This is a genomic window from Blastococcus sp. TF02-8 (assembly GCF_003319175.1).
Classification (GTDB): Bacteria; Actinomycetota; Actinomycetes; order Mycobacteriales; family Geodermatophilaceae; genus Blastococcus.
On sequence record NZ_QOHK01000002.1, the window covers coordinates 77,970 to 95,803 of the forward strand.

Consider the following 17,834-nt stretch of genomic DNA (forward strand, 5'->3'; position numbering starts at 1 on the left):
CGCATGAGCGACGCCCGTGCCGGACAGCCCGCGCAGCCCCGCGACCTGATCGACGTCGCCTCGCTCGTCACGGCCTACTACACGCGCGAACCCGATCCGACCGACCCCGGTCAGCAGGTCGCGTTCGGCACCAGCGGGCACCGCGGCTCGGCCTTCGACGCCGCCTTCAACGAGGCGCACATCCTCGCCACGACCCAGGCGATCTGCGAGTACCGCGCTGCCCAGGGCTACGACGGGCCGCTCTTCCTGGGCCGCGACACCCACGCGCTCTCCGAGCCGGCCTGGGCCAGCGCACTGGAGGTGCTGGCCGCCAACGACGTTCACGTCCTGGTCGACGCCGCCGACCGGTACACGCCCACCCCAGCGGTCAGCCACGCCATCCTCCGGGCCAATCGGGGGAAGCGGACCGGCCTGGCCGACGGCATCGTCGTCACCCCCTCGCACAACCCGCCGCGCGACGGCGGGTTCAAGTACAACCCGCCGTCGGGCGGCCCGGCCGACACCGACGCCACCAGGGTGATCGCCGACCGCGCCAACGAGCTGCTGCGCAGCGGGCTCGACGGGGTCCGCCGCATCCCGTTCACCCGCGCCCGCGCGGCCGCCCGGGCCCACGACTTCCTCGGCGACTACGTCGACGACCTGCCCACCGTCCTCGACCTCGACGCCGTCCGGGAGGCGGGCGTGCGCATCGGCGCCGACCCGCTGGGAGGCGCCAGCGTCGACTACTGGGCCGCGATCGCCGAGCGGCACGGCCTGGACCTCACCGTCGTCAATCCGCTCGTCGACCCGACGTGGCGGTTCATGACGCTGGACTGGGACGGCAAGATCCGCATGGACTGCTCGTCGCCCTCGGCCATGGCCTCGCTCATCGACAAGCGCGGCGACTACGCGATCGCCACCGGGAACGACGCCGACGCCGACCGGCACGGCATCGTCACCCCCGACGGCGGGCTGATGAACCCGAACCACTTCCTCGCGGTCGCGATCGACTACCTCTTCCAGCACCGCCCCGAGTGGGGTGCGGGCACCGCCGTCGGAAAGACGCTCGTCTCCTCCTTGCTCATCGACCGGGTCGTCGCCGGCCTCGGCCGGCGCCTGGTCGAGGTGCCCGTCGGCTTCAAGTGGTTCGTTCCCGGCCTCCTCGACGGCTCCGTCGGCTTCGGCGGCGAGGAGTCGGCCGGCGCCTCCTTCCTCCGCCGGGACGGCGGGGTGTGGACGACGGACAAGGACGGCATCCTGCTGGCCCTGCTGGCGAGCGAGATCCAGGCCGTGGCGGGCCGGTCCCCCTCGCAGCTGCACGCCGAGCTGACCGCGCGGCACGGCGAGTCGGCCTACGCCCGTATCGACGCCCCGGCGAACCGCGAGCAGAAGGCGGCGCTGGGCAAGCTGTCGCCGGAGGCGGTCACCGCCACCGAGCTGGCCGGCGAGCCGATCGTTGCCAAGCTGACCCGCGCCCCCGGCAACGACGCCGCCATCGGTGGGCTCAAGGTGGTCACCGAGAACGCCTGGTTCGCCGCGCGCCCGTCGGGCACCGAGGACGTCTACAAGATCTACGCGGAGTCCTTCGGCGGACCGGAGCACCTGGCCCGGGTCCAGGAGGAGGCCCGGGCGGTCGTGGGCGAGGCGCTGGGCGGCTGACCTGCCCACTCGGGTGACGCGGGTCGTGTCGGTCTCGGTAGGGCTCGGCCGGCCCGGCAGACTGGTCGCATGACCGACGCTCAGCAGTGGGGCCCGCCGTCCGCGGACGGACCGGGACAGCCGGGCTCCGGTGGCGTGCCCCAGCAGCAGCCGGGTCACGGTCAGTTCCCGCAGCAGCCCTACGGCCAGGCGCCCTACGGGCAGGCGCCCTACGGCCAGGCGCCGTACGGCCAGCAGCCCTACGACCAGTACGGGCAGCCGGTCCTCGGCCAGCCGCCGTACGGCCAGGGCCCGTACGGTCAGCACGCCCAGCAGCCCTACGCCCAGCAGCCCTACGCCCAGCAGCCCTACGGCCAGCAGCCCTACGGCCAGTACGCACCGCCGGCGTGGGCGGTGCCCACGTGGCCCTACGGTCCCGGCCGCCCCGGCACGGCGACCACCGCCGCCGTCTTCGGCTTCGTCACCGGCGGGCTCACCGCGTTCGTCTCCCTCGGCACGCTGGTCGGGGTCCTCAGCGGCGGCGGCGATCCGGTGACCACCATGCTGTCGCTCGGTGCGCCGTGCGCCGCCGGCCTGATCACCGGTGGTGTGCACCTGATGCAGCGGCGGTCCGCACGGGTGCTCTTCTGGTCGGCCGTCGCCTCGATCGGAGTCCTGGCACTGGCCGTGCTCTCCGCTCTCATCAGTCTGACCGGCGACGACCAGGTCGGCGCGGTGGTCGTCTGTCTGGTCGCTGCCGTCCTGCCGGTGGTCACGGCCGTGCTCGCCCGCACCAGGATCGTCACGGAGTGGGGCGACTCCTTCTGACGCCCCTGCCGAGCCGCGAGAGGGTCAGCGGCGGGCGTCGGGACGGCGGCGTGCCTTGTCGGCGTACATGTCGTCGTCGGCCTCACGGACCAGGCGCTCGTAGACCTCGTCCGGGGCCTCGCCCCCGCGCGCGGTGCCGATGCCGATGCTGATGCCCACCGGCACCTGGGCGCCGTCGAGCTGCAGCGGCTCGGTCACCGTCGTGCGCAGCCGCTCGGCCAGCGCCTCGGCGTCGGCCCGCTGCGTGTTCTCGCAGACGATGCTGAACTCGTCGCCGCCCAGCCGGGCGGCGGTGTCGCTGGCCCGCAGCACGGAGCGGAGTCGGTCGGCGAAGGCGACGAGGACCTGGTCGCCCATCGGGTGCCCCAGCTCGTCGTTGATCGCCTTGAACCCGTCGAGGTCGATGACGAGCACGCAGGTCGGCGTGTTCTCCCGGTGCCCGCGGTCCAGGGCGTGCCGGAGCCGGTCGTGGAACAGCAGCCGGTTCGGCAGCCCGGTCAGCGGGTCGTGCAGCGAGCGGTGCACGAGCTGGGCCTCGAGCGCCTTGCGCTCGGTGATGTCCTCGATGATGAGGACGAGGTGCGCGGCCTGACCGTCGCTGGTCTCCGCCACCCACGAGGCGGTGATCTGCACCGGCAGGTGTGCCCCGTCGGCACGGGTCAGCCGGGTCTCGTGCCGCATCGGCCGGTCCGGTTCGGCCGTCAGCGTCATGTGCGCCTCGCGGGCGGCCCCGACGGAGTCCGGGTGCACCAGGTCCATGACCGAGCGCCCGTGCAGGTCCTCGGCCGAGCGGCCCACCATGACGCACAGCGCCGGGTTGACGTCGACGAGGAGCCCGCCGGGGGTCGTCAGCGCGATCCCCATCGGCGCGTTGGCGAAGGCGCTCCGCCGATCCGCCGGGGGAAGGGCATCCGCCACCTCGATCACCCGAGCACCTCCTCTCCGGCACCCATCTTGCGGGACGCCCCTGACGATCCGCCGGGTGGACCGGCCGGCGTCGTCGTCAGACGCCTGATCGGGCGAACGATCGGCAGGGGTGCAGGATGCTGAGATACCCGCGACGCACCGAGGAGACGCAGATGTTCGAGTTCGACCTGGTGCTGCCCGCCTCGGTCGACGTCCGCGAGGTCGGCATGCGCGACGGCCTGCAGCTGGAGGCCCCGGTCCCGCTGGCGGGCAAGCTCGCGATGCTGGAGGCCCTGGTCGCGACCGGTGTCCGCCGGATCGAGGCGACGTCGTTCGTCTCGCCCCGGGCCGTGCCCGCTCTCGCCGACGCCGACCAGGTGGCCGCGGAGCTGGCCCGCTGGCCGGAGGTCCACTGGTCGGCGCTGGTGGCCAACGCCCGGGGCGCCGTCCGCGCCGTGGACTCCGGCGTCGCCGACCTCGAGTACGTCGTCTCCGCCTCCGACGGCCACAGTCGTGCCAACGCCGGTCGCAGCACCGCCGAGGCGGTCGCCGCGGTGGGGGAGGTCGCCGCCCTTGCGCACGGGGCCGGCGGTTCGCTCGAGGTCATCATCGCCACCGCGTGGGACTGCCCCTTCGACGGGCGCACCCCCGTCGCGCGCACCGTCGACGTCGCCCGCGCCGCCGTGACCGCCGGCGCCGACCAGCTCTGCCTGGGCGACACGATCGGGACGACGACGCCGCTGCGCGTGGTCACGCTCGTCGACGCGGTTCGGCGGGCCTGCCCGGGTATCGCCGTGGGCGTGCACTTCCACGACACCCGCGGAACCGGCCAGGCCAACGCGCTGGCGGCGATCCAGGCGGGGGTGACGCAGCTCGACGCCTCCGTGGGCGGCCTCGGCGGCTGCCCCTTCGCGCCGGGTGCGAGCGGCAACATCGCCACCGAGGAGCTGGTCTACATGCTGGAGGAGTCGGGCGTGCGCACCGGGCTGGACCTCGATGCGGTGCTCGCCGCCGCACGGGTGACCGAGCAGCAGGTGGGGCACGAGCTGCCCAGCTCGCTGTACCGCGCCGGGGGCCGATCCGTCCCGCGGGGCGCGGAGGCCCGCTCGTGACCGCCGGCGATACGCCCCGCATCGTCGACCCCCGGCTCATGCGCGACGTGCTCGGCCACTTCGCCTCCGGGGTCACGGTGCTCACGGCGCAGACCCCCGACGGCCCTCTCGGGTTCACCTGCCAGTCGTTCAGCTCGCTGTCGCTGGACCCGCCGCTGGTGGCCTTCGCCCCGGCGCGCACCTCGCGCACCTGGCTCCGGCTGCGCGAGATCGGCCGGTTCTGCGTCAACGTCCTCGCCGAGGACCAGGACGACGTCTCGCAGAACTTCGCCCGCTCCGGCGTCGACAAGTTCGCGGGCGTGCCGTGGACGCCGAGCCCGCACGGCTCCCCCGTGCTCGACGGCGTGACCGCGTGGATCGACGGCGAGCTGTGGGCCGAGTACGACGGCGGTGACCACACGATCGTCGTCGCCCGGGTCCTGGACCTCGGTGCCTCGGCCGAGCGGCGTCCGCTGCTCTTCCACCGCGGCGCCTACGGCCTGCTGCACACGCGCGAGCGCTGAGCCGCACGGTTCCCCGCGCGGTTTCCGGGGCACGGAGAGGGCGGGCGCGCCCGCCGTGCCCGGATGCGAGGAGGGATCGCGATGGGACTGCTCGACCTGATCTTCGGCCGCCGGAGGCGGAACGATCGCTCGTACGGCCGGGGCTACGACAGCGGGTACGACAGCGACTACGGGCAGCCCCGTGCCGCGCGCACACCCGACGAGCAGGCCCTCGAGCGCTACCGGTACCTCCTGCGGACCGCACCGCCGGACAAGATCGAGGAAGCGCACGCCGAGGCCTTCGCCCAGCTCACGCCCGAGCAGCGGCGCCAGGTCCTGACCCAGCTGGGCGACGCCGTCCCCGCGAGCGAACGGCCGACCAGTGACGACCCGCGCACGCTCGCCCGGGCCGCGACCCGCGCCGAGATGCGCCAGCCGGGCTTCCTGGAGCGGGCCTTCGGCCCGGGGCCGGGCCGCTACGGCACCGGGTACGGCGGCGGGTACGGCGGTGGCTACGGCCCCGGCTACGGCCCCGGTTACGGCCCGGCCTACGGCGGCGGCTTCGGCGGCATGGGCATGGGCGGCATGATCGGCGGCAGCATGCTCGGCACCATCGGGGGCCTCGTCGTCGGCAGCGCCGTCGCCGACGCCCTGTTCGACACCGGGCTGGGCGACGGCGGCCTGTTCGGCGGCGGTGACGAGGAGGCCTACGCGGCTGGGTACGAGGACGGCGCCGGAGCCGACGGCGGCGACTACGGCGGCGACTACGGAGGAGACTTCTCCGGCGGTGCCGACGGCGGCTGGGGCGGGGACTACGGCGGCGGGGACTTCGGCGGCGGGGACTTCGGAGGGGACTTCGGCGGCGGGGACTTCTGACCGCCGGCTACTGACCGCGGTGCCGGTCAGGCCGGGCTGTCCGTCCGGTCCGACCGGTTCCGGGTCCGCCTGAGCAGCAGCAGGCCCAGCACCGGCAGTACCAGGGGCACGTAGCCGTAGCCGCTGCCGTAGCCCGACCACACCGTGTCGTCGGGGAAGGCCGCCGGATCCGCCAGGGAGAGCGTGCCGACGGCGAGCACGCCCACGAGCTCCACGGTGATCGCGGTCAGCGCCGTCCGTCGGCCGGTGGCACCCCCGCGGACCAGCCCGACGGTCGCCACCACGTAGACGACCGCCGCCAGCGCGGAGAGCAGGTAGGCCAGCGGCGCCTCGGAGAACCGGGTGCCGATCTGCACACCGGCGCGGGCTCCGGCGGCGAGGGCGAAGATCGCGTAGAGGACCACCAGGACACGGGTGGGGCCACCGGACGGTGCGCCGGAGCTCTCGGCCGCGGGACCCAGGGCGGAACGATCAGACACGCGTGGCCTCCCACAGCTGCAGCAGTCGCCAGACCATGACGCCGATCGCCGCGGCCGCGACCGCCAGCACCGTTCCCGCCCAGCGGGTCCGCTCGTTGCGGGCCCACAGCCCGCCGGCCACCGGGATGAGCAGCACCCCGAACAGGTAGCCGAGGAACGTCGCCGTCTCGACGGGCCGGTCGCCGCGGGCCAGGTCCACGCCGGCGAGAACGGCCTGGACCACCAGGAGCGCCTCCAGCAGGCAGACGCCGGCCACGTGCAGGAGTCCGATGCGCCTCCGGGCGAGGGTGGAGGCGATGCCCAGCAGCGTGAGCAGCCCCGCCACGACCGTGATGGCGACGACGAGCGGGAGCGTCACCGCGCGGATCCGGCAGCCAGGAGCACGCGGTCATCCTCCCGCGTCCACCTGGGAACCCCCTCGCGGGGGCGGTCGGGCCGCTCCTCAGCGGTGCACGGAGGACATGTCCGGGTAGCGATCGCCCACGGCAGCGCCCAGCGGCGCGGCCTCGTCGAGTCGCCGGAGGTCGCCGTCGGAGAGCGTGACATCGGCGGCCGCGGCGTTCTCCTCCAGGTACGACACCCGCTTGGTGCCCGGGATCGGCACCACGGCCGGGTTGCCGTTCCGGCCGCTCTGCGCCATGACCCAGGCGAGCGCGAGCTGGCCCGCGGTCACGCCCTTCTCGTCGGCCAGCTCGCGCACCCGCTCGACCAGACGCAGGTTCTGCTGGAACGCCTCCCCCTGGAACCGGGGGTTGTGCCGGCGGAAGTCGTCGGCCGCCAGGTCGTCGACGCTGCGGATCTGCCCGGAGAGGAAGCCACGCCCCAGCGGGGAGTACGCGACGAACCCGATCCCGAGCTCGCTGCAGGTGGCCAGCACGCCGTCGTCCTCCGGGTCGCGGGTCCACAGCGAGTACTCGGTCTGGACGGCGGTGATCGGCTGCACGGCGTGCGCGCGGCGGATGGTCTCGGGTGCGGCCTCGGAGATGCCCGCGTGCCGGATCTTCCCCGCCTGGACCAGCTCGGCCATGGCGCCCCAGGTGTCCTCGACGGGCACCGAGGTGTCCACCCGGTGCTGGTAGTAGAGGTCGATGACGTCGACGCCGAGACGCTGGAGCGAGGCGTCGCAGGCGCGGTGCACGTACTCGGGGCGACCGTTGATCCCGACGAACGAGCCGTCCTCGCGCCGCTCGTTGCCGAACTTCGTGGCGACGACGACCTGCTCGCGACGCCCCTCGATCGCCCGCCCGACCAGCCGCTCGTTGGTGAAGGGGCCGTACATGTCGGCGGTGTCGAGGAAGGTCACCCCGAGGTCGAGCGCCCGGTGGATCGTGCGGATCGACTCGTCCTCGTCCCGGGTGCCGTAGAAGTCGCTCATCCCCATGCAGCCCAGGCCCTGGGCGGAGACGGTCAGGTCGCGGAGCGTCTGCGTGCGCATGGACCGGTCCTGCCCGGGAGGAGCGGTCACCAACCGGCCGGTAACCCGGCAGGCGCTTCGTCGTTGTCCGGTCACGTCCCGATGCCGTGACAGACACCGAGGAGAGCCATGACCCGCTCGTCCCGTCGCCTGCTGGGGGTGGTCTCCGGCGCGGTCGTCGTCGGCGCCCTCGTCGCGGGCCCCGCCCAGGCCGCGCCCGCGCCGGCCCCGGTCCAGGACTTCCTGGCCGAGCAGCTGACCACGCTGACCGGTACGACCACCGTGATGGTGCACGGCACCGATGCCGCCGCCGCCAGGTCCGCGGTGGCGGCGACCGGCATGCGGACGGTGACCGAGTTCGAGCGCATCGGCGTCGTGGTCGCCTCCGGCACCGCCGACCAGATCGAGGCGGCGCGCACGCAGCCCGGGGTCACCTACCTCGAGGGCAACACCCCGATCGAGTTCGCCCAGGAGACGTCGAACACCGCCACCCGCGGGGCCGAGGCGGTCGCCACGCTCACCGGCGCCAACGGCGAGGCCCTCGACGGCAGCGGCGTCTCCGTCGCGGTCATCGACTCGGGCGTCGACCCGAACCACCCCTACTTCCGCGAGCCCGACGGAGGCAGCGCGGTCGTCGCCAGCCTCAAGAGCCTGTGCCTGCTCGAGACCAGCACCAGCCCCGGCTGCGTCGTCCCGGTGCCGACCGCTCTCGACACCGACACCCTCGCCGTCGGTGGGCACGGCACGCACGTCAGCGGGATCGTGGCCGGCCGGCCGACGACCCTGTCCGACGGTGCCACCCTCCAGGGCGCGGCCCCGGGCGCGAGCCTGGTCTCGATCTCGACCGGCGCGGTGCTGCTGATCGTCGGGGCGGACTCGGCGCTGAACTGGGTGCTGGAGAACCACGAGCACCCGTGCGGCGCCGCCGTCCCCGCCTCGGTCTGCCCGCCGATCAAGGTGACCAACAACAGCTACGGGCCGAGCGGGGGCGGCGAGTTCGATCCGAACTCCGCCACGGTGAAGCTGCAGCGGGCGCTGGCCGCCGAGGGCGTCGTCACCGTCTGGGCCGCCGGCAACGACGGGGGCGACGGCTCCACCTCGCTCACCAACCCGCCCGGCCAGGACCCGACCGGCGGCATCCTCTCCGTCGCCTCCTTCTACGACCAGGACACCGGCACCCGCGACGGCACCGTCAGCGAGTACTCCTCCCGCGGTGCGGCGGCCGACCCCGCCACGTGGCCCGACCTCTCGGCGCCCGGTGAGAACATCACCTCGTCCTGCCGCCCGTACCTGCCCATCTGCTCGACCGGGCTGGACTTCCGCAACGGCCCCGGCCTGCTCGACGTCGGCACCTTCAACACGATCAGCGGCACGTCGATGGCCGCGCCGCACATCGCCGGCATCGTGGCGCAGCTGCTCCAGGCCGACCCGACCGCGACCCCGGCGGAGGTCGAAGCGGCGCTCAAGGGCACGGCGTACCGCTACACCGACGGCGCCGCGTACCGCGCGGTGGGCGGCTACACGACGTCGTTCGACAAGGGCACCGGCCTGGTCGACGTCGTCGCCGCGGTGCAGCGGCTCACCGGCGCCACCGCCACCGCCACCGGCTGACCCCCGCCCCGCCCGCCCCCACCTCACCTCCGACGTGATCATGAAGTCCGGGAAGCAACACACCGCGCCTCGCCGGCGTGGCGCTTCCCGAACTTCATGATCACGGGGAGAGGGGTGCGGACCGTTCCACGTGGAACAGTCGCCGGCCTGGGTGATCTTGGTCTCGACGCGCGTGGATCGGCGGTCGCGGGTTAGATCAAGTCGCATGTGCGGCCTCTGTGGCGAGATCACGTTCGACGGGTCCATGGCCGACACGGCCGCGGTCGACCGCATGGTGCAGGCCCTGGTGCCGCGCGGGCCGGACGGACAGGGCTCGTGGAGCAACGGCCGGATCGCCTTCGGGCACCGACGGCTGTCGGTCATCGACCTCTCCACCTGCGGCTCGCAGCCCATGGTGGACAACGAGCTGGGGCTGACGGCGGTCTTCAACGGCTGCATCTACGACTACCAGGAGCTGCGCGCCGAGCTCGAGGGCCACGGCTACCGGTTCTTCTCGCACAGCGACACCGAGGTGATCCTCAAGGGCTACCACCACTGGGGCACCGACGTCGTCTCCCACCTGCACGGCATGTTCGCCTTCGTCATCACCGAGCGGGACACCGGCCGCGTGGTCATGGCCCGCGACCGGCTCGGGATCAAGCCGCTCTACCTGTCGGAGACCCCCGGCAAGCGGCTGCGCTTCGCCTCCACGCTCCCCGCCCTGCTGCGGGCCGGTGACGTCGACACCTCCATCGACGCCGTCGCACTGCACCACTACCTGACCTGGCACGCCGTGGTGCCGGCGCCGCGCACGATCCTCAACGGCGTCCGCAAGCTCCCGCCCGCCACCGTCCGGGTGATCGAGGCCGACGGCACGAGCCGTGAGCACCGCTACTGGAACGCCACCTACGAGCGGCGCGCCGAGTACGCCAACTGGTCCGCCCGCGACTGGGAGGACGCGATCGAGGAGGCGCTGCGGGTCGCCGTGCGCCGTCGCCTGGTCGCGGACATCCCGGTGGGGGTGCTGCTCTCCGGTGGGCTGGACTCGAGCCTGATCGTCGGCCTGCTCGCGCAGGAAGGGCAGAAGGACCTGGCGACGTACTCGATCGGCTTCGAGTCCGTCGGCGGGCGCGAGGGCGACGAGTTCGTGTACTCGGACGTGATCGCCGAGCGGTTCGGCACGAACCACCACCGGATCCGGGTGGCCTCCGACGAGCTGGTCGGGGCCCTCGGTCATGCTGTCGGGGCGATGGCCGAGCCCATGGTGAGCCATGACGTCGTCGCCTTCGACCTGCTCAGCGAGCGCGTCAGCCAGACGATCAAGGTCGTCCAGTCCGGTCAGGGCGCCGACGAGGTGTTCGCCGGTTACCACTGGTACCCGCCGCTGCAGGGCGTGGGCCGCGAGCAGGCGGTGGAGACCTACGCGAAGGCGTTCTTCGACCGCGACCACGCGCAGATGGCCGCCGTCGTCTCCGACCGGTACGCGCTGGCTGCGGACCCCAGCCTGGCCTTCGTGCGCGCCCACATGGAAGCCGCCGGCGCGGAGACCGCGGTGGACGCGGCCCTGCGCCTCGACAGCGAGATCATGCTGGTCGACGACCCGGTCAAGCGCGTGGACAACATGTCCATGGCGTGGGGGCTGGAGGCGCGCGTGCCGTTCCTCGACCACGACCTCGTCGAGCTGGCCGCGCTGTGCCCGCCCGAGCTGAAGCTGGCCGACGGCGGCAAGGGCGTGCTCAAGGCGATCGGCCGCCGGATCATCCCGCCGGAGGTCATCGACCGGCCGAAGGGCTACTTCCCGGTCCCCGCGATCACCCACCTCGAGGGCAAGGTCCTCGGTCTGGTGAAGGACGCGCTGTCCAGCGACGCTGCGCGCGACCGGGGAATGTTCCGCCCCGAGTACGTGCGTGAGCTGCTGGCGGACCCGAACGGTGAGCTGACGCCGCTGCGGGGGAACAAGCTCTGGCAGCTCGGCCTGCTCGAGCTCTGGCTGCAGACGCACGCGGTCTGAGGAGATGACCATGGCACCCCGGCTCGCGGGCCACCGGCGCCGCAATCCGGTTCCCCCGGCCCTGACCGACCGGTCCTGGCGCAAGCCGTCGGAGCACCAGCTCCAGGGGATGCAGCACGACGTCGTCATGGACATGGGCTGGGGCCGGCTGGTCTTCGGCCAGACGTTCGCCGACCTGCGCGGCATCGTCGACGCCCTGCGGGCCGAGGAGAGCGGCGAGCGGGACATCTGCATCTACCCCCGCGACCCGCACGTGCTGGTCGGCCTCGCGCCCGACGAGCTGTTCATCGACCCGAGCTACACGTTCCGGCTGGACCTCTACCGTTACCGCCCGCGTCACGAGCTGATCCGGGGCGTGTTCGTGCGGACCGCGACCTCGCGCGCGGAGATGGAGGCGATCAACGAGATCTACGCGCTCAACGGCATGGTGGTCGGCGACGCCGACGTCATGTGGGACAACCACCGCACGCGCTGCTTCACCTACCTCGTCGCCGAGGACACCCGCACCGGCCGGATCGTCGGCACGGTCACCGGCGTCGACCACACCCTGGCCTTCGACGACCCCGAGGGTGGCACCAGCCTGTGGTGCCTGGCCGTGCACAACCAGGACGCCCCGCCCGGGACCGGCGAGGCGCTGGTACGCGTGCTGGCCGAGCGCTACGTGGGCCGCGGCCGCGCCTACCTGGACCTCTCGGTCATGCACGACAACGAGGGCGCGATCAAGCTCTACCGGAAGCTGGGCTTCAGCCGGGTGTCGGCGGTCTGCGTCAAGCGCAAGAACCCGATCAACACGCCACTGTTCGCCGCCCGCCCGCCGGGGCTCGAGGAGCTCAACCCCTACGCGCTGATCATCGCGGAGGAGGCGCTGCGCCGCGGCATCCGGGTCGAGGTGCTGGACGCCGAGTTCGGTGAGCTCCGGCTGTCGGTCGGCGGCCGGACCGTGGTGACCCGCGAGTCGCTGTCGGAGTTCACCACGGCGGTGGCGATGAGCCGCTGCGACGACAAGCGGGTGACCCGCCGGATCATGGAGCGCGCGGGGGTCCGCGTCGCCCGCGGTGCGCTGGCCTGCGAGGGCGAGCTGGACGACGCCGTCGCCCTGGTGCGCGAGGTCGGCGGTGTCGTCGTGAAGCCCGCGCGCGGTGAGCAGGGCCGGGGCATCACCGTCGGGGTGAAGGACGAGGCGGGGCTGGAGAAGGCGGTCCGGTACGCGCTCCAGTTCTGCCCGGACGTGCTGGTCGAGGAGCTGGTGCCCGGCGACGACCTGAGGGTCCTCGTCATCGACCGCCGGGTGGTGGCGGCCGCTGTCCGGCGTCCTGCCGAGGTGGTCGCCGACGGCCGGAACACCGTCACCGACCTGGTCCGTGCCACCAGTCGCCGGCGCGAGCGGGCCACGGGCGGGGAGTCCCGCATCCCCCTGGACGACACCACCGCCGAGGTGGTGGCCGACGAGGGCTGGAGCATGGACGACGTCCCGCCCAACGGGGAGCGGATCCAGGTGCGCCGGACGGCGAACCTGCACACCGGCGGCACGATCGAGGACTGCACCGCCCGGCTCCACCCCGAGATCGCGGCCGCCGCCGTGCGGGCCGCCGAGGCGCTGGACATCCCGGTCACCGGCATCGACTTCCTGGTGCCCGACGTCGCCGGGCCCGACTACGTGTTCATCGAGGCCAACGAGCGTCCGGGCCTGGCCAACCACGAGCCGCAGCCGACCGCGGAGCGCTTCGTCGACCTGCTGTTCCCGGAGACCCGCCGCCGTTCCTGATGATCAGGTGACCTGATCGTCATGGGTCCTCCCTCGTGGTCGGTGCTGAGGGAGGACCCGGAACGGTGAGGGGGAGGCGCCGGAGGTCGGGCTATCGTCCGCTCATGGCACGTGGGGGCCGGCGCGAGGAGCCGATGCTCTTCCTGAGCCCGGAGCAGTACCGGGCGCGGTTCGGTGTCGAGCCCGACCTGTCCGATCTCCCGGAGCCGCCTCCCCCGCGGCTGCCGTCCGTGGTGCTCCTCCTGCCCGACCACGGCCCGTTCCTGTGGGACCGCTCGCCGGACGGCCGCGCGGGCCAGCTCGATCCCGCGGACCTCGGGCTCAGCGCCCGGCTGACCGAGCGGCTGGAGGCCTGGGCGGAGCGGCAGACCCTCTCCGGGAGCCGCGACTGGGCCCGGGAGGGCGAGGTGCTGGCCCGTGAGCTGCGGCGGGAGTTCGACCGTCGCGGCCTCGACGTCGCCGTCCACCTCTGGAGCGTTCCCGCGGACGACGACGCCTGACCCCTCTCAGAGGCCGAGCTCGGCGCGGATCTCCTCGGTGTGCTGGCCGGCCCGGGGCACCGAGCCCACGCGACCGGGGGTCACCGAGAACCGCGGGGCGACGTCGGGCTGGAGGACGCCGTCGACCTCGACGAACACCCCGCGCTCCACGTTGTGCGAGTCCGTCGTCGCCTCCAGCAGCGACCACACCGGCGCGACGCACGCGTCGGTGCCCTCGAACACCTGCCACCACTCCGCGCGCGTGCGGGAGGCGAACAGCTCGGTGAACCGCTCCCGCAGGGCCGGCCACTGGCGCGGGTCGTTGCGGTCCGGCAGCGTCTCGTCCCCGGCCAGCCCGAGCCCTTCCAGCAACGCCGCGTAGAACTGCTCCTCCAGCGCCCCGACGGCGAGGAAGGTGTCGTCGGCGCAGCGGTACACGTCGTAGAACGGCGCACCGGTGTCGAGCAGGTTGCGGCCGCGCCGGTCGGTCCAGACCCCGGCGTCGAGCATGCCGTGGATCATCGTGGTGAGGACGGCGGTGCCGTCGACGATCGCCGCGTCGACCACCTGCCCCTCCCCCGTCGACCGCGCACGGATCAGCGCCGCGAGCGCGCCCAGGGCGAGGAACACTCCCCCGCCGCCGAAGTCGCCGAGCAGGTTCAGCGGCGGCGCCGGGCGCTCGTCGGGCCGGCCCGAGGCCCCCAGCGCGCCGGTGAGCGCGATGTAGCCGATGTCGTGCCCGGCCGAGTGCGCCAGCGGGCCGGTCTGGCCCCATCCGGTCATCCGGCCGTACACCAGTGCGGGGTTCTCCCCCATCAGCTCGTCGGGCCCGAGCCCCAGCCGCTCCATGACGCCCGGCCGGAAGCCCTCGAGCAGCACGTCCGACCGTCGCACGAGGGCGCGGACCACCTCGAGATCCGCAGGCTCCTTGAGGTCGAGGGCGATCGAGCGCTTCCCCCGGTCCAGCAGCGACGTCGCCCCGAGCGAGCCCAGCAGTCCCCCGCGCGCGCCCTTGCGGTCGATGCGGACGACGTCGGCCCCGAGGTCGGCGAGCAGCATGCCGCAGAAGGGCCCCGGGCCCAGCCCCGCGAACTCGACGACCCGGACACCCTCGAGTGGACCCACGTGCGCTCCCCTGCTCCCGGCCGCCGGCATGCGACCCTCCCGGAGGCACTCTGCCGCACGCCCGGGACGAGAGGAGGGGCAGGTCACATGGCCTATCTCCTCGCCGCGGTCGGCGGCGCCCTCGGTGCCCTGGCGCGCTGGGGTCTGGCCGAGGCGGTCCCCGGCTCCCCTCCCGGATGGCCCTGGGCGACGCTCCTGGTCAACCTGGTCGGCTGCCTGCTCCTCGGGTTGCTCGTCGCACTGCTGGCAGCCCGCTCCCCCACCCCGACGTGGGCGCGTCCGTTTCTGGGCGTGGGGGTCCTGGGAGGCTTCACCACGTACTCGACGTTCGCCGTCGAGACCGTGCGCCTGGCCGACGCCGGAGCGGCCGGTACCGCCGTCGGCTACGTCGTCGTCTCGGTCGTGGGTGGCGTGCTCGCCGCGGCCGCGGGCACCCTCGCCGGACGGCGGATGACCCGGGGCGCATCGTGACCCCGTGGCTGGTCGTGGCCGGTGCCGTGCTGGGCGCCCCCCTGCGGCTGCTGGCCGAACGCGTCGCCGTGCGCAGGCGGGGGCCGGGGAGCGTGCTCGGCACGGTGACGGTCAACGTCGTCGGGAGCGCGCTGCTCGGGCTGCTGCTCGGCAGCGCGGACTGCCCCGCCTGGCTGGTGGCCCTCGTGGGCACCGGGTTCTGCGGCACGCTGACGACGTTCTCCACCTTCGGCACCGACGTCGTCCGGCTGGCCGAGCAGCGCCGCAGCCGGGTGCTGGGGGCGTACCTGGCTGCCACGCTGGTCCTCGGTCTCGGTGCGGCCGGAGCCGGTTACGCACTCGGCCGGGTGCTCTGAACCGCGCCCGGAGGGCGACCGGCCGCCGCTCTGGATAGGGTCGGGGCGGTATGGCCGAGAACAACGAGGTTGAGGTCAAGGCGGACAGTCCCGTCGTCGTGGTCGCGAACCGGCTGCCGGTCGACCAGGTCACCGAGCCTGACGGCTCGACCCGCTGGCAGCGCAGCCCCGGCGGGCTGGTCACCGCGCTGGAGCCGTTCGTCGCGGGTCGCGGTGGTGCCTGGGTCGGTTGGTCCGGCTCGGCGGGAGAGGCGCCCGAGCCCTTCGAGTCCGGCGGGATGCAGCTCATCCCCGTGCCGCTCTCCGAGGAGGAGGTCGACCGCTACTACGAGGGCATGTCGAACGCCTCGCTGTGGCCGCTCTACCACGACGTCGTGGAGAAGCCGGAGTACCACCGGACCTGGTGGGACACCTACGTGCAGGTCAACAAGCGGTTCGCCGAGCGCGCCGCGGCTGTCGCGGCCGAAAACGCCATCGTCTGGGTGCACGACTACCAGCTCCAGCTGGTGCCGGCGATGCTCCGCCAGCGCCGACCCGACCTCACGATCGGGTTCTTCCTGCACATCCCGTTCCCGCCCTACGAGCTGTTCACCCAGCTGCCGTGGCGGTCGGCGATCGTCGAGGGGCTCCTCGGCGCGGACCTGGTGGGCTTCCAGCTGCCCTCCGCCGCGGCGAACTTCGTCCAGCTGGCCCGACGGCTGCACGACCTGACCTGCCGGCGCGACCAGATCACGTACGACCAGCGGACCGTCACCGCGAAGGCCTTCCCGATCTCCATCGACGTCGCGGCGTTCGACGAGCTCGCCTCCTCCCCCGAGGTGCTCGCCCGTGCCAAGGAGATCCGCGAGGAGCTGGGGAACCCGAGCAAGATCATCCTGGGCGTCGACCGGCTGGACTACACCAAGGGCATCAGCGTCCGCCTCAACGCCTTCCAGGAGCTCCTGGAGGACGGCATCGTCGAGGCGCCGGACACGGTGCTGGTACAGGTCGCCACCCCGAGCCGCGAGCGGGTCGAGCACTACGTGCACATGCGCGAGACGATCGAGCAGCAGGTCGGGCACATCAACGGCGTCTTCGGCTCCATCGCCGGCCCGGCGGTCCACTACTTCAACCAGTCGATGCCGCGTGAGGAGCTCGCCGCTCTGTACCGCGCGGCCGACGTCATGCTCGTGACCCCGTACCGCGACGGCATGAACCTGGTCGCCAAGGAGTACGTGGCCGCGCGGGGCGACGACGGCGGCGCGCTGGTGCTGTCGGAGTTCGCGGGCGCCGCCGCCCAGCTCAAGCAGGCGTTCCTGGTCAATCCGCACGACATCGCCGGGGTCAAGAACCAGCTGGTGCGCGCGCTGCGGGCCGAACCCGCGGAGCTGTCGAAGCGGATGCGCGCCATGCGCCGGCACCTGGCGAAGAACGACCTGGACCACTGGGCCAGCTCCTTCTTCGAGGCTCTGCGCAGGCAGGCGTGAGCTCGGACCTCGATCCTGCGCTGGAGGCCGCGCTCGCCGCAGTGGCCGCGCGGCGTCCACTGCTCGTCGCCAGCGACTACGACGGGGTGCTGGCCCGGCTCCGCGACGATCCCTCCGCCGCCGTTCCGGAGCCCGGCGTGTCCGAGGCGCTGGCGTCGCTCGCGGCCGTCGACGGCGTGGCCGTGGCTCTGGTCAGCGGCCGGGGGGTCGAGGACCTGCAGCGCACCAGCGGGCTGGCCGGTCCCTTCCGCTGGGTCGGCAGCCACGGCGCCGAGTACGACGGTCCGCTCAGCGGCGACCTCGCCGAGCACCGGGACGAGCTGGCCCGGCTGCTCGGACCGGAGGTGGCCGGCACCCCCGGCGCGCGACTGGAGGTGAAGCCGGCGAGCGTGGCCGTCCACGTCCGGCAGGTCGCCGACCGCGATGCCGCTGCCGAGCTGCTCGCTCGCGCCCGGGCGCTGGTGGATTCGTCACTGACGATGAAGCCCGGCAAGGACGTGCTGGAGATGGCGGTCACCGACGCCGACAAGGGCTCGGCGCTCCGGCGGCTGATGGCCGACCTCGGCGCGGCGGGGGCGGTCTACCTGGGCGACGACGTGACCGACGAGGACGGCTTCCGGGCGCTGGCCGGGAACGGCGTCTCGGTCAAGGTCGGCGAGGGGGAGACCGCCGCGCACCACCGCGTCCCGGACCCCGCGGGCGCCCTCCGCGTGCTGACCCGGCTCCGGGAACTGCTCGCCTGATCACGGCGTGTCGGGCTTGCCAACCAGGCGACCAATAGGCCCTGGATGGTTCCGGAGCCCTGCCGGAGACCGCCGATCGGACGGCGCTCGAATGCCGCGGCCGTCGCGACCTGC

The 17,834-nt window shown here is 73.4% G+C and carries 18 protein-coding genes; 13 read left to right on the plus strand and 5 right to left on the minus strand.

Annotation, left to right across the window (positions count from 1 at the left end; genetic code table 11):
• The first annotated feature begins 3 nt into the window (after positions 1–3).
• Complete coding sequence (pgm, locus tag DQ237_RS04450) at positions 4–1,638, plus strand: phosphoglucomutase (alpha-D-glucose-1,6-bisphosphate-dependent) (protein WP_113797612.1); 1,635 nt, start codon at positions 4–6, stop codon at positions 1,636–1,638.
• Between the two features lie 69 nt (positions 1,639–1,707).
• Positions 1,708–2,445 (plus strand): hypothetical protein, encoded by a 738-nt coding sequence (locus DQ237_RS19880; protein ID WP_205730072.1) that lies wholly within the window; start codon positions 1,708–1,710, stop codon positions 2,443–2,445.
• A gap of 24 nt (positions 2,446–2,469) precedes the next feature.
• Here DQ237_RS19880 and DQ237_RS04460 read toward each other — a convergent pair whose 3' ends face one another.
• Complete coding sequence (locus DQ237_RS04460; RefSeq protein WP_113797614.1) at positions 2,470–3,372, minus strand: GGDEF domain-containing protein; 903 nt, start codon at positions 3,370–3,372, stop codon at positions 2,470–2,472.
• A 152-nt stretch (positions 3,373–3,524) separates the two neighbouring features.
• Between DQ237_RS04460 and DQ237_RS04465 the strand changes: the two genes are divergently transcribed.
• The 3 genes from DQ237_RS04465 (at position 3,525) to DQ237_RS04475 (ending at position 5,821) form a co-directional block, all read left to right on the plus strand.
• Complete coding sequence (locus DQ237_RS04465; protein ID WP_113797616.1) at positions 3,525–4,463, plus strand: hydroxymethylglutaryl-CoA lyase; 939 nt, start codon at positions 3,525–3,527, stop codon at positions 4,461–4,463.
• The gene (locus tag DQ237_RS04470) at positions 4,460–4,966 is read left to right on the plus strand and encodes a flavin reductase family protein (protein ID WP_240619408.1); all 507 of its coding nucleotides are present in this window, start codon (positions 4,460–4,462) and stop codon (positions 4,964–4,966) included. Before DQ237_RS04465 ends, DQ237_RS04470 begins: the two co-directional genes overlap by 4 nt.
• An 81-nt stretch (positions 4,967–5,047) precedes the next feature.
• A complete protein-coding gene (locus tag DQ237_RS04475) occupies positions 5,048–5,821 on the plus strand; it encodes a hypothetical protein (protein WP_113797618.1) in 774 nt (257 codons plus the stop codon).
• A gap of 26 nt (positions 5,822–5,847) precedes the next feature.
• Here the strand turns inward: DQ237_RS04475 and DQ237_RS04480 are convergent, their stop codons facing one another.
• From DQ237_RS04480 to DQ237_RS04490, 3 genes are all read right to left on the minus strand, one after another.
• The gene (locus DQ237_RS04480) at positions 5,848–6,300 is read right to left on the minus strand and encodes a hypothetical protein (RefSeq protein ID WP_205730073.1); all 453 of its coding nucleotides are present in this window, start codon (positions 6,298–6,300) and stop codon (positions 5,848–5,850) included.
• On the minus strand, positions 6,293–6,658 hold the full coding sequence (locus DQ237_RS04485; RefSeq protein ID WP_113797620.1) for a hypothetical protein: 366 nt from the start codon (positions 6,656–6,658) through the stop codon (positions 6,293–6,295). Before DQ237_RS04485 ends, DQ237_RS04480 begins: the two co-directional genes overlap by 8 nt.
• A gap of 84 nt (positions 6,659–6,742) precedes the next feature.
• The gene (locus tag DQ237_RS04490) at positions 6,743–7,735 is read right to left on the minus strand and encodes an aldo/keto reductase (RefSeq protein WP_113797621.1); all 993 of its coding nucleotides are present in this window, start codon (positions 7,733–7,735) and stop codon (positions 6,743–6,745) included.
• A 108-nt stretch (positions 7,736–7,843) separates the two neighbouring features.
• Here DQ237_RS04490 and DQ237_RS04495 point away from each other — a divergent pair, with 108 nt between their 5' ends.
• The 4 genes from DQ237_RS04495 to DQ237_RS04510 all read left to right on the plus strand — a co-directional run bounded on the left by DQ237_RS04495 (position 7,844) and on the right by DQ237_RS04510 (position 13,580).
• Positions 7,844–9,325 carry a S8 family serine peptidase gene (locus DQ237_RS04495; protein ID WP_113797623.1) on the plus strand — a complete coding sequence of 494 codons (1,482 nt, stop codon included), beginning with the start codon at positions 7,844–7,846 and terminating at the stop codon, positions 9,323–9,325.
• A gap of 205 nt (positions 9,326–9,530) precedes the next feature.
• On the plus strand, positions 9,531–11,315 hold the full coding sequence (locus tag DQ237_RS04500) for an N-acetylglutaminylglutamine amidotransferase (RefSeq protein WP_113797625.1): 1,785 nt from the start codon (positions 9,531–9,533) through the stop codon (positions 11,313–11,315).
• A gap of 10 nt (positions 11,316–11,325) precedes the next feature.
• Positions 11,326–13,080, plus strand: coding sequence for an N-acetylglutaminylglutamine synthetase (ngg, locus tag DQ237_RS04505; protein ID WP_205730074.1), 1,755 nt, complete (start codon positions 11,326–11,328; stop codon positions 13,078–13,080).
• A gap of 104 nt (positions 13,081–13,184) precedes the next feature.
• Complete coding sequence (locus tag DQ237_RS04510; protein WP_147251741.1) at positions 13,185–13,580, plus strand: hypothetical protein; 396 nt, start codon at positions 13,185–13,187, stop codon at positions 13,578–13,580.
• A gap of 6 nt (positions 13,581–13,586) precedes the next feature.
• Here the strand turns inward: DQ237_RS04510 and DQ237_RS04515 are convergent, their stop codons facing one another.
• Positions 13,587–14,684 carry a CaiB/BaiF CoA-transferase family protein gene (locus DQ237_RS04515; protein WP_113797631.1) on the minus strand — a complete coding sequence of 366 codons (1,098 nt, stop codon included), beginning with the start codon at positions 14,682–14,684 and terminating at the stop codon, positions 13,587–13,589.
• 87 nt (positions 14,685–14,771) lie between these two features.
• Between DQ237_RS04515 and crcB the strand changes: the two genes are divergently transcribed.
• From crcB to otsB, 4 genes are read left to right on the plus strand one after another with little or no spacing between them, the layout of a single operon-like run.
• On the plus strand, positions 14,772–15,155 hold the full coding sequence (gene crcB, locus DQ237_RS04520; protein ID WP_113797633.1) for a fluoride efflux transporter CrcB: 384 nt from the start codon (positions 14,772–14,774) through the stop codon (positions 15,153–15,155).
• A complete protein-coding gene (locus DQ237_RS04525) occupies positions 15,152–15,511 on the plus strand; it encodes a CrcB family protein (RefSeq protein WP_113797635.1) in 360 nt (119 codons plus the stop codon). Before crcB ends, DQ237_RS04525 begins: the two co-directional genes overlap by 4 nt.
• Positions 15,512–15,561: 50 nt before the next feature.
• Complete coding sequence (locus DQ237_RS04530; RefSeq protein ID WP_113797637.1) at positions 15,562–16,977, plus strand: trehalose-6-phosphate synthase; 1,416 nt, start codon at positions 15,562–15,564, stop codon at positions 16,975–16,977.
• Positions 16,974–17,720 carry a trehalose-phosphatase gene (gene otsB, locus DQ237_RS04535; protein ID WP_113797639.1) on the plus strand — a complete coding sequence of 249 codons (747 nt, stop codon included), beginning with the start codon at positions 16,974–16,976 and terminating at the stop codon, positions 17,718–17,720. The genes DQ237_RS04530 and otsB overlap by 4 nt, the downstream gene beginning before the upstream one ends.
• Positions 17,721–17,834: the final 114 nt, after the last annotated feature.

Bases quoted from the DNA above. Each gene is read 5' to 3' on its own strand.
- DQ237_RS04510 (WP_147251741.1), top strand. From the start codon at position 13,185: ATGGCACGTGGGGGCCGGCGCGAGGAGCCGATGCTCTTCCTGAGCCCG.
- crcB (WP_113797633.1), top strand. From the start codon at position 14,772: ATGGCCTATCTCCTCGCCGCGGTCGGCGGCGCCCTCGGTGCCCTGGCG.
- DQ237_RS19880 (WP_205730072.1), top strand. From the start codon at position 1,708: ATGACCGACGCTCAGCAGTGGGGCCCGCCGTCCGCGGACGGACCGGGA.
- DQ237_RS04530 (WP_113797637.1), top strand. From the start codon at position 15,562: ATGGCCGAGAACAACGAGGTTGAGGTCAAGGCGGACAGTCCCGTCGTC.
- DQ237_RS04495 (WP_113797623.1), top strand. From the start codon at position 7,844: ATGACCCGCTCGTCCCGTCGCCTGCTGGGGGTGGTCTCCGGCGCGGTC.
- DQ237_RS04465 (WP_113797616.1), top strand. From the start codon at position 3,525: ATGTTCGAGTTCGACCTGGTGCTGCCCGCCTCGGTCGACGTCCGCGAG.
- ngg (WP_205730074.1), top strand. From the start codon at position 11,326: ATGGCACCCCGGCTCGCGGGCCACCGGCGCCGCAATCCGGTTCCCCCG.
- DQ237_RS04475 (WP_113797618.1), top strand. From the start codon at position 5,048: ATGGGACTGCTCGACCTGATCTTCGGCCGCCGGAGGCGGAACGATCGC.
- DQ237_RS04490 (WP_113797621.1), bottom strand. From the start codon at position 7,735: ATGCGCACGCAGACGCTCCGCGACCTGACCGTCTCCGCCCAGGGCCTG.
- pgm (WP_113797612.1), top strand. From the start codon at position 4: ATGAGCGACGCCCGTGCCGGACAGCCCGCGCAGCCCCGCGACCTGATC.
- DQ237_RS04500 (WP_113797625.1), top strand. From the start codon at position 9,531: ATGTGCGGCCTCTGTGGCGAGATCACGTTCGACGGGTCCATGGCCGAC.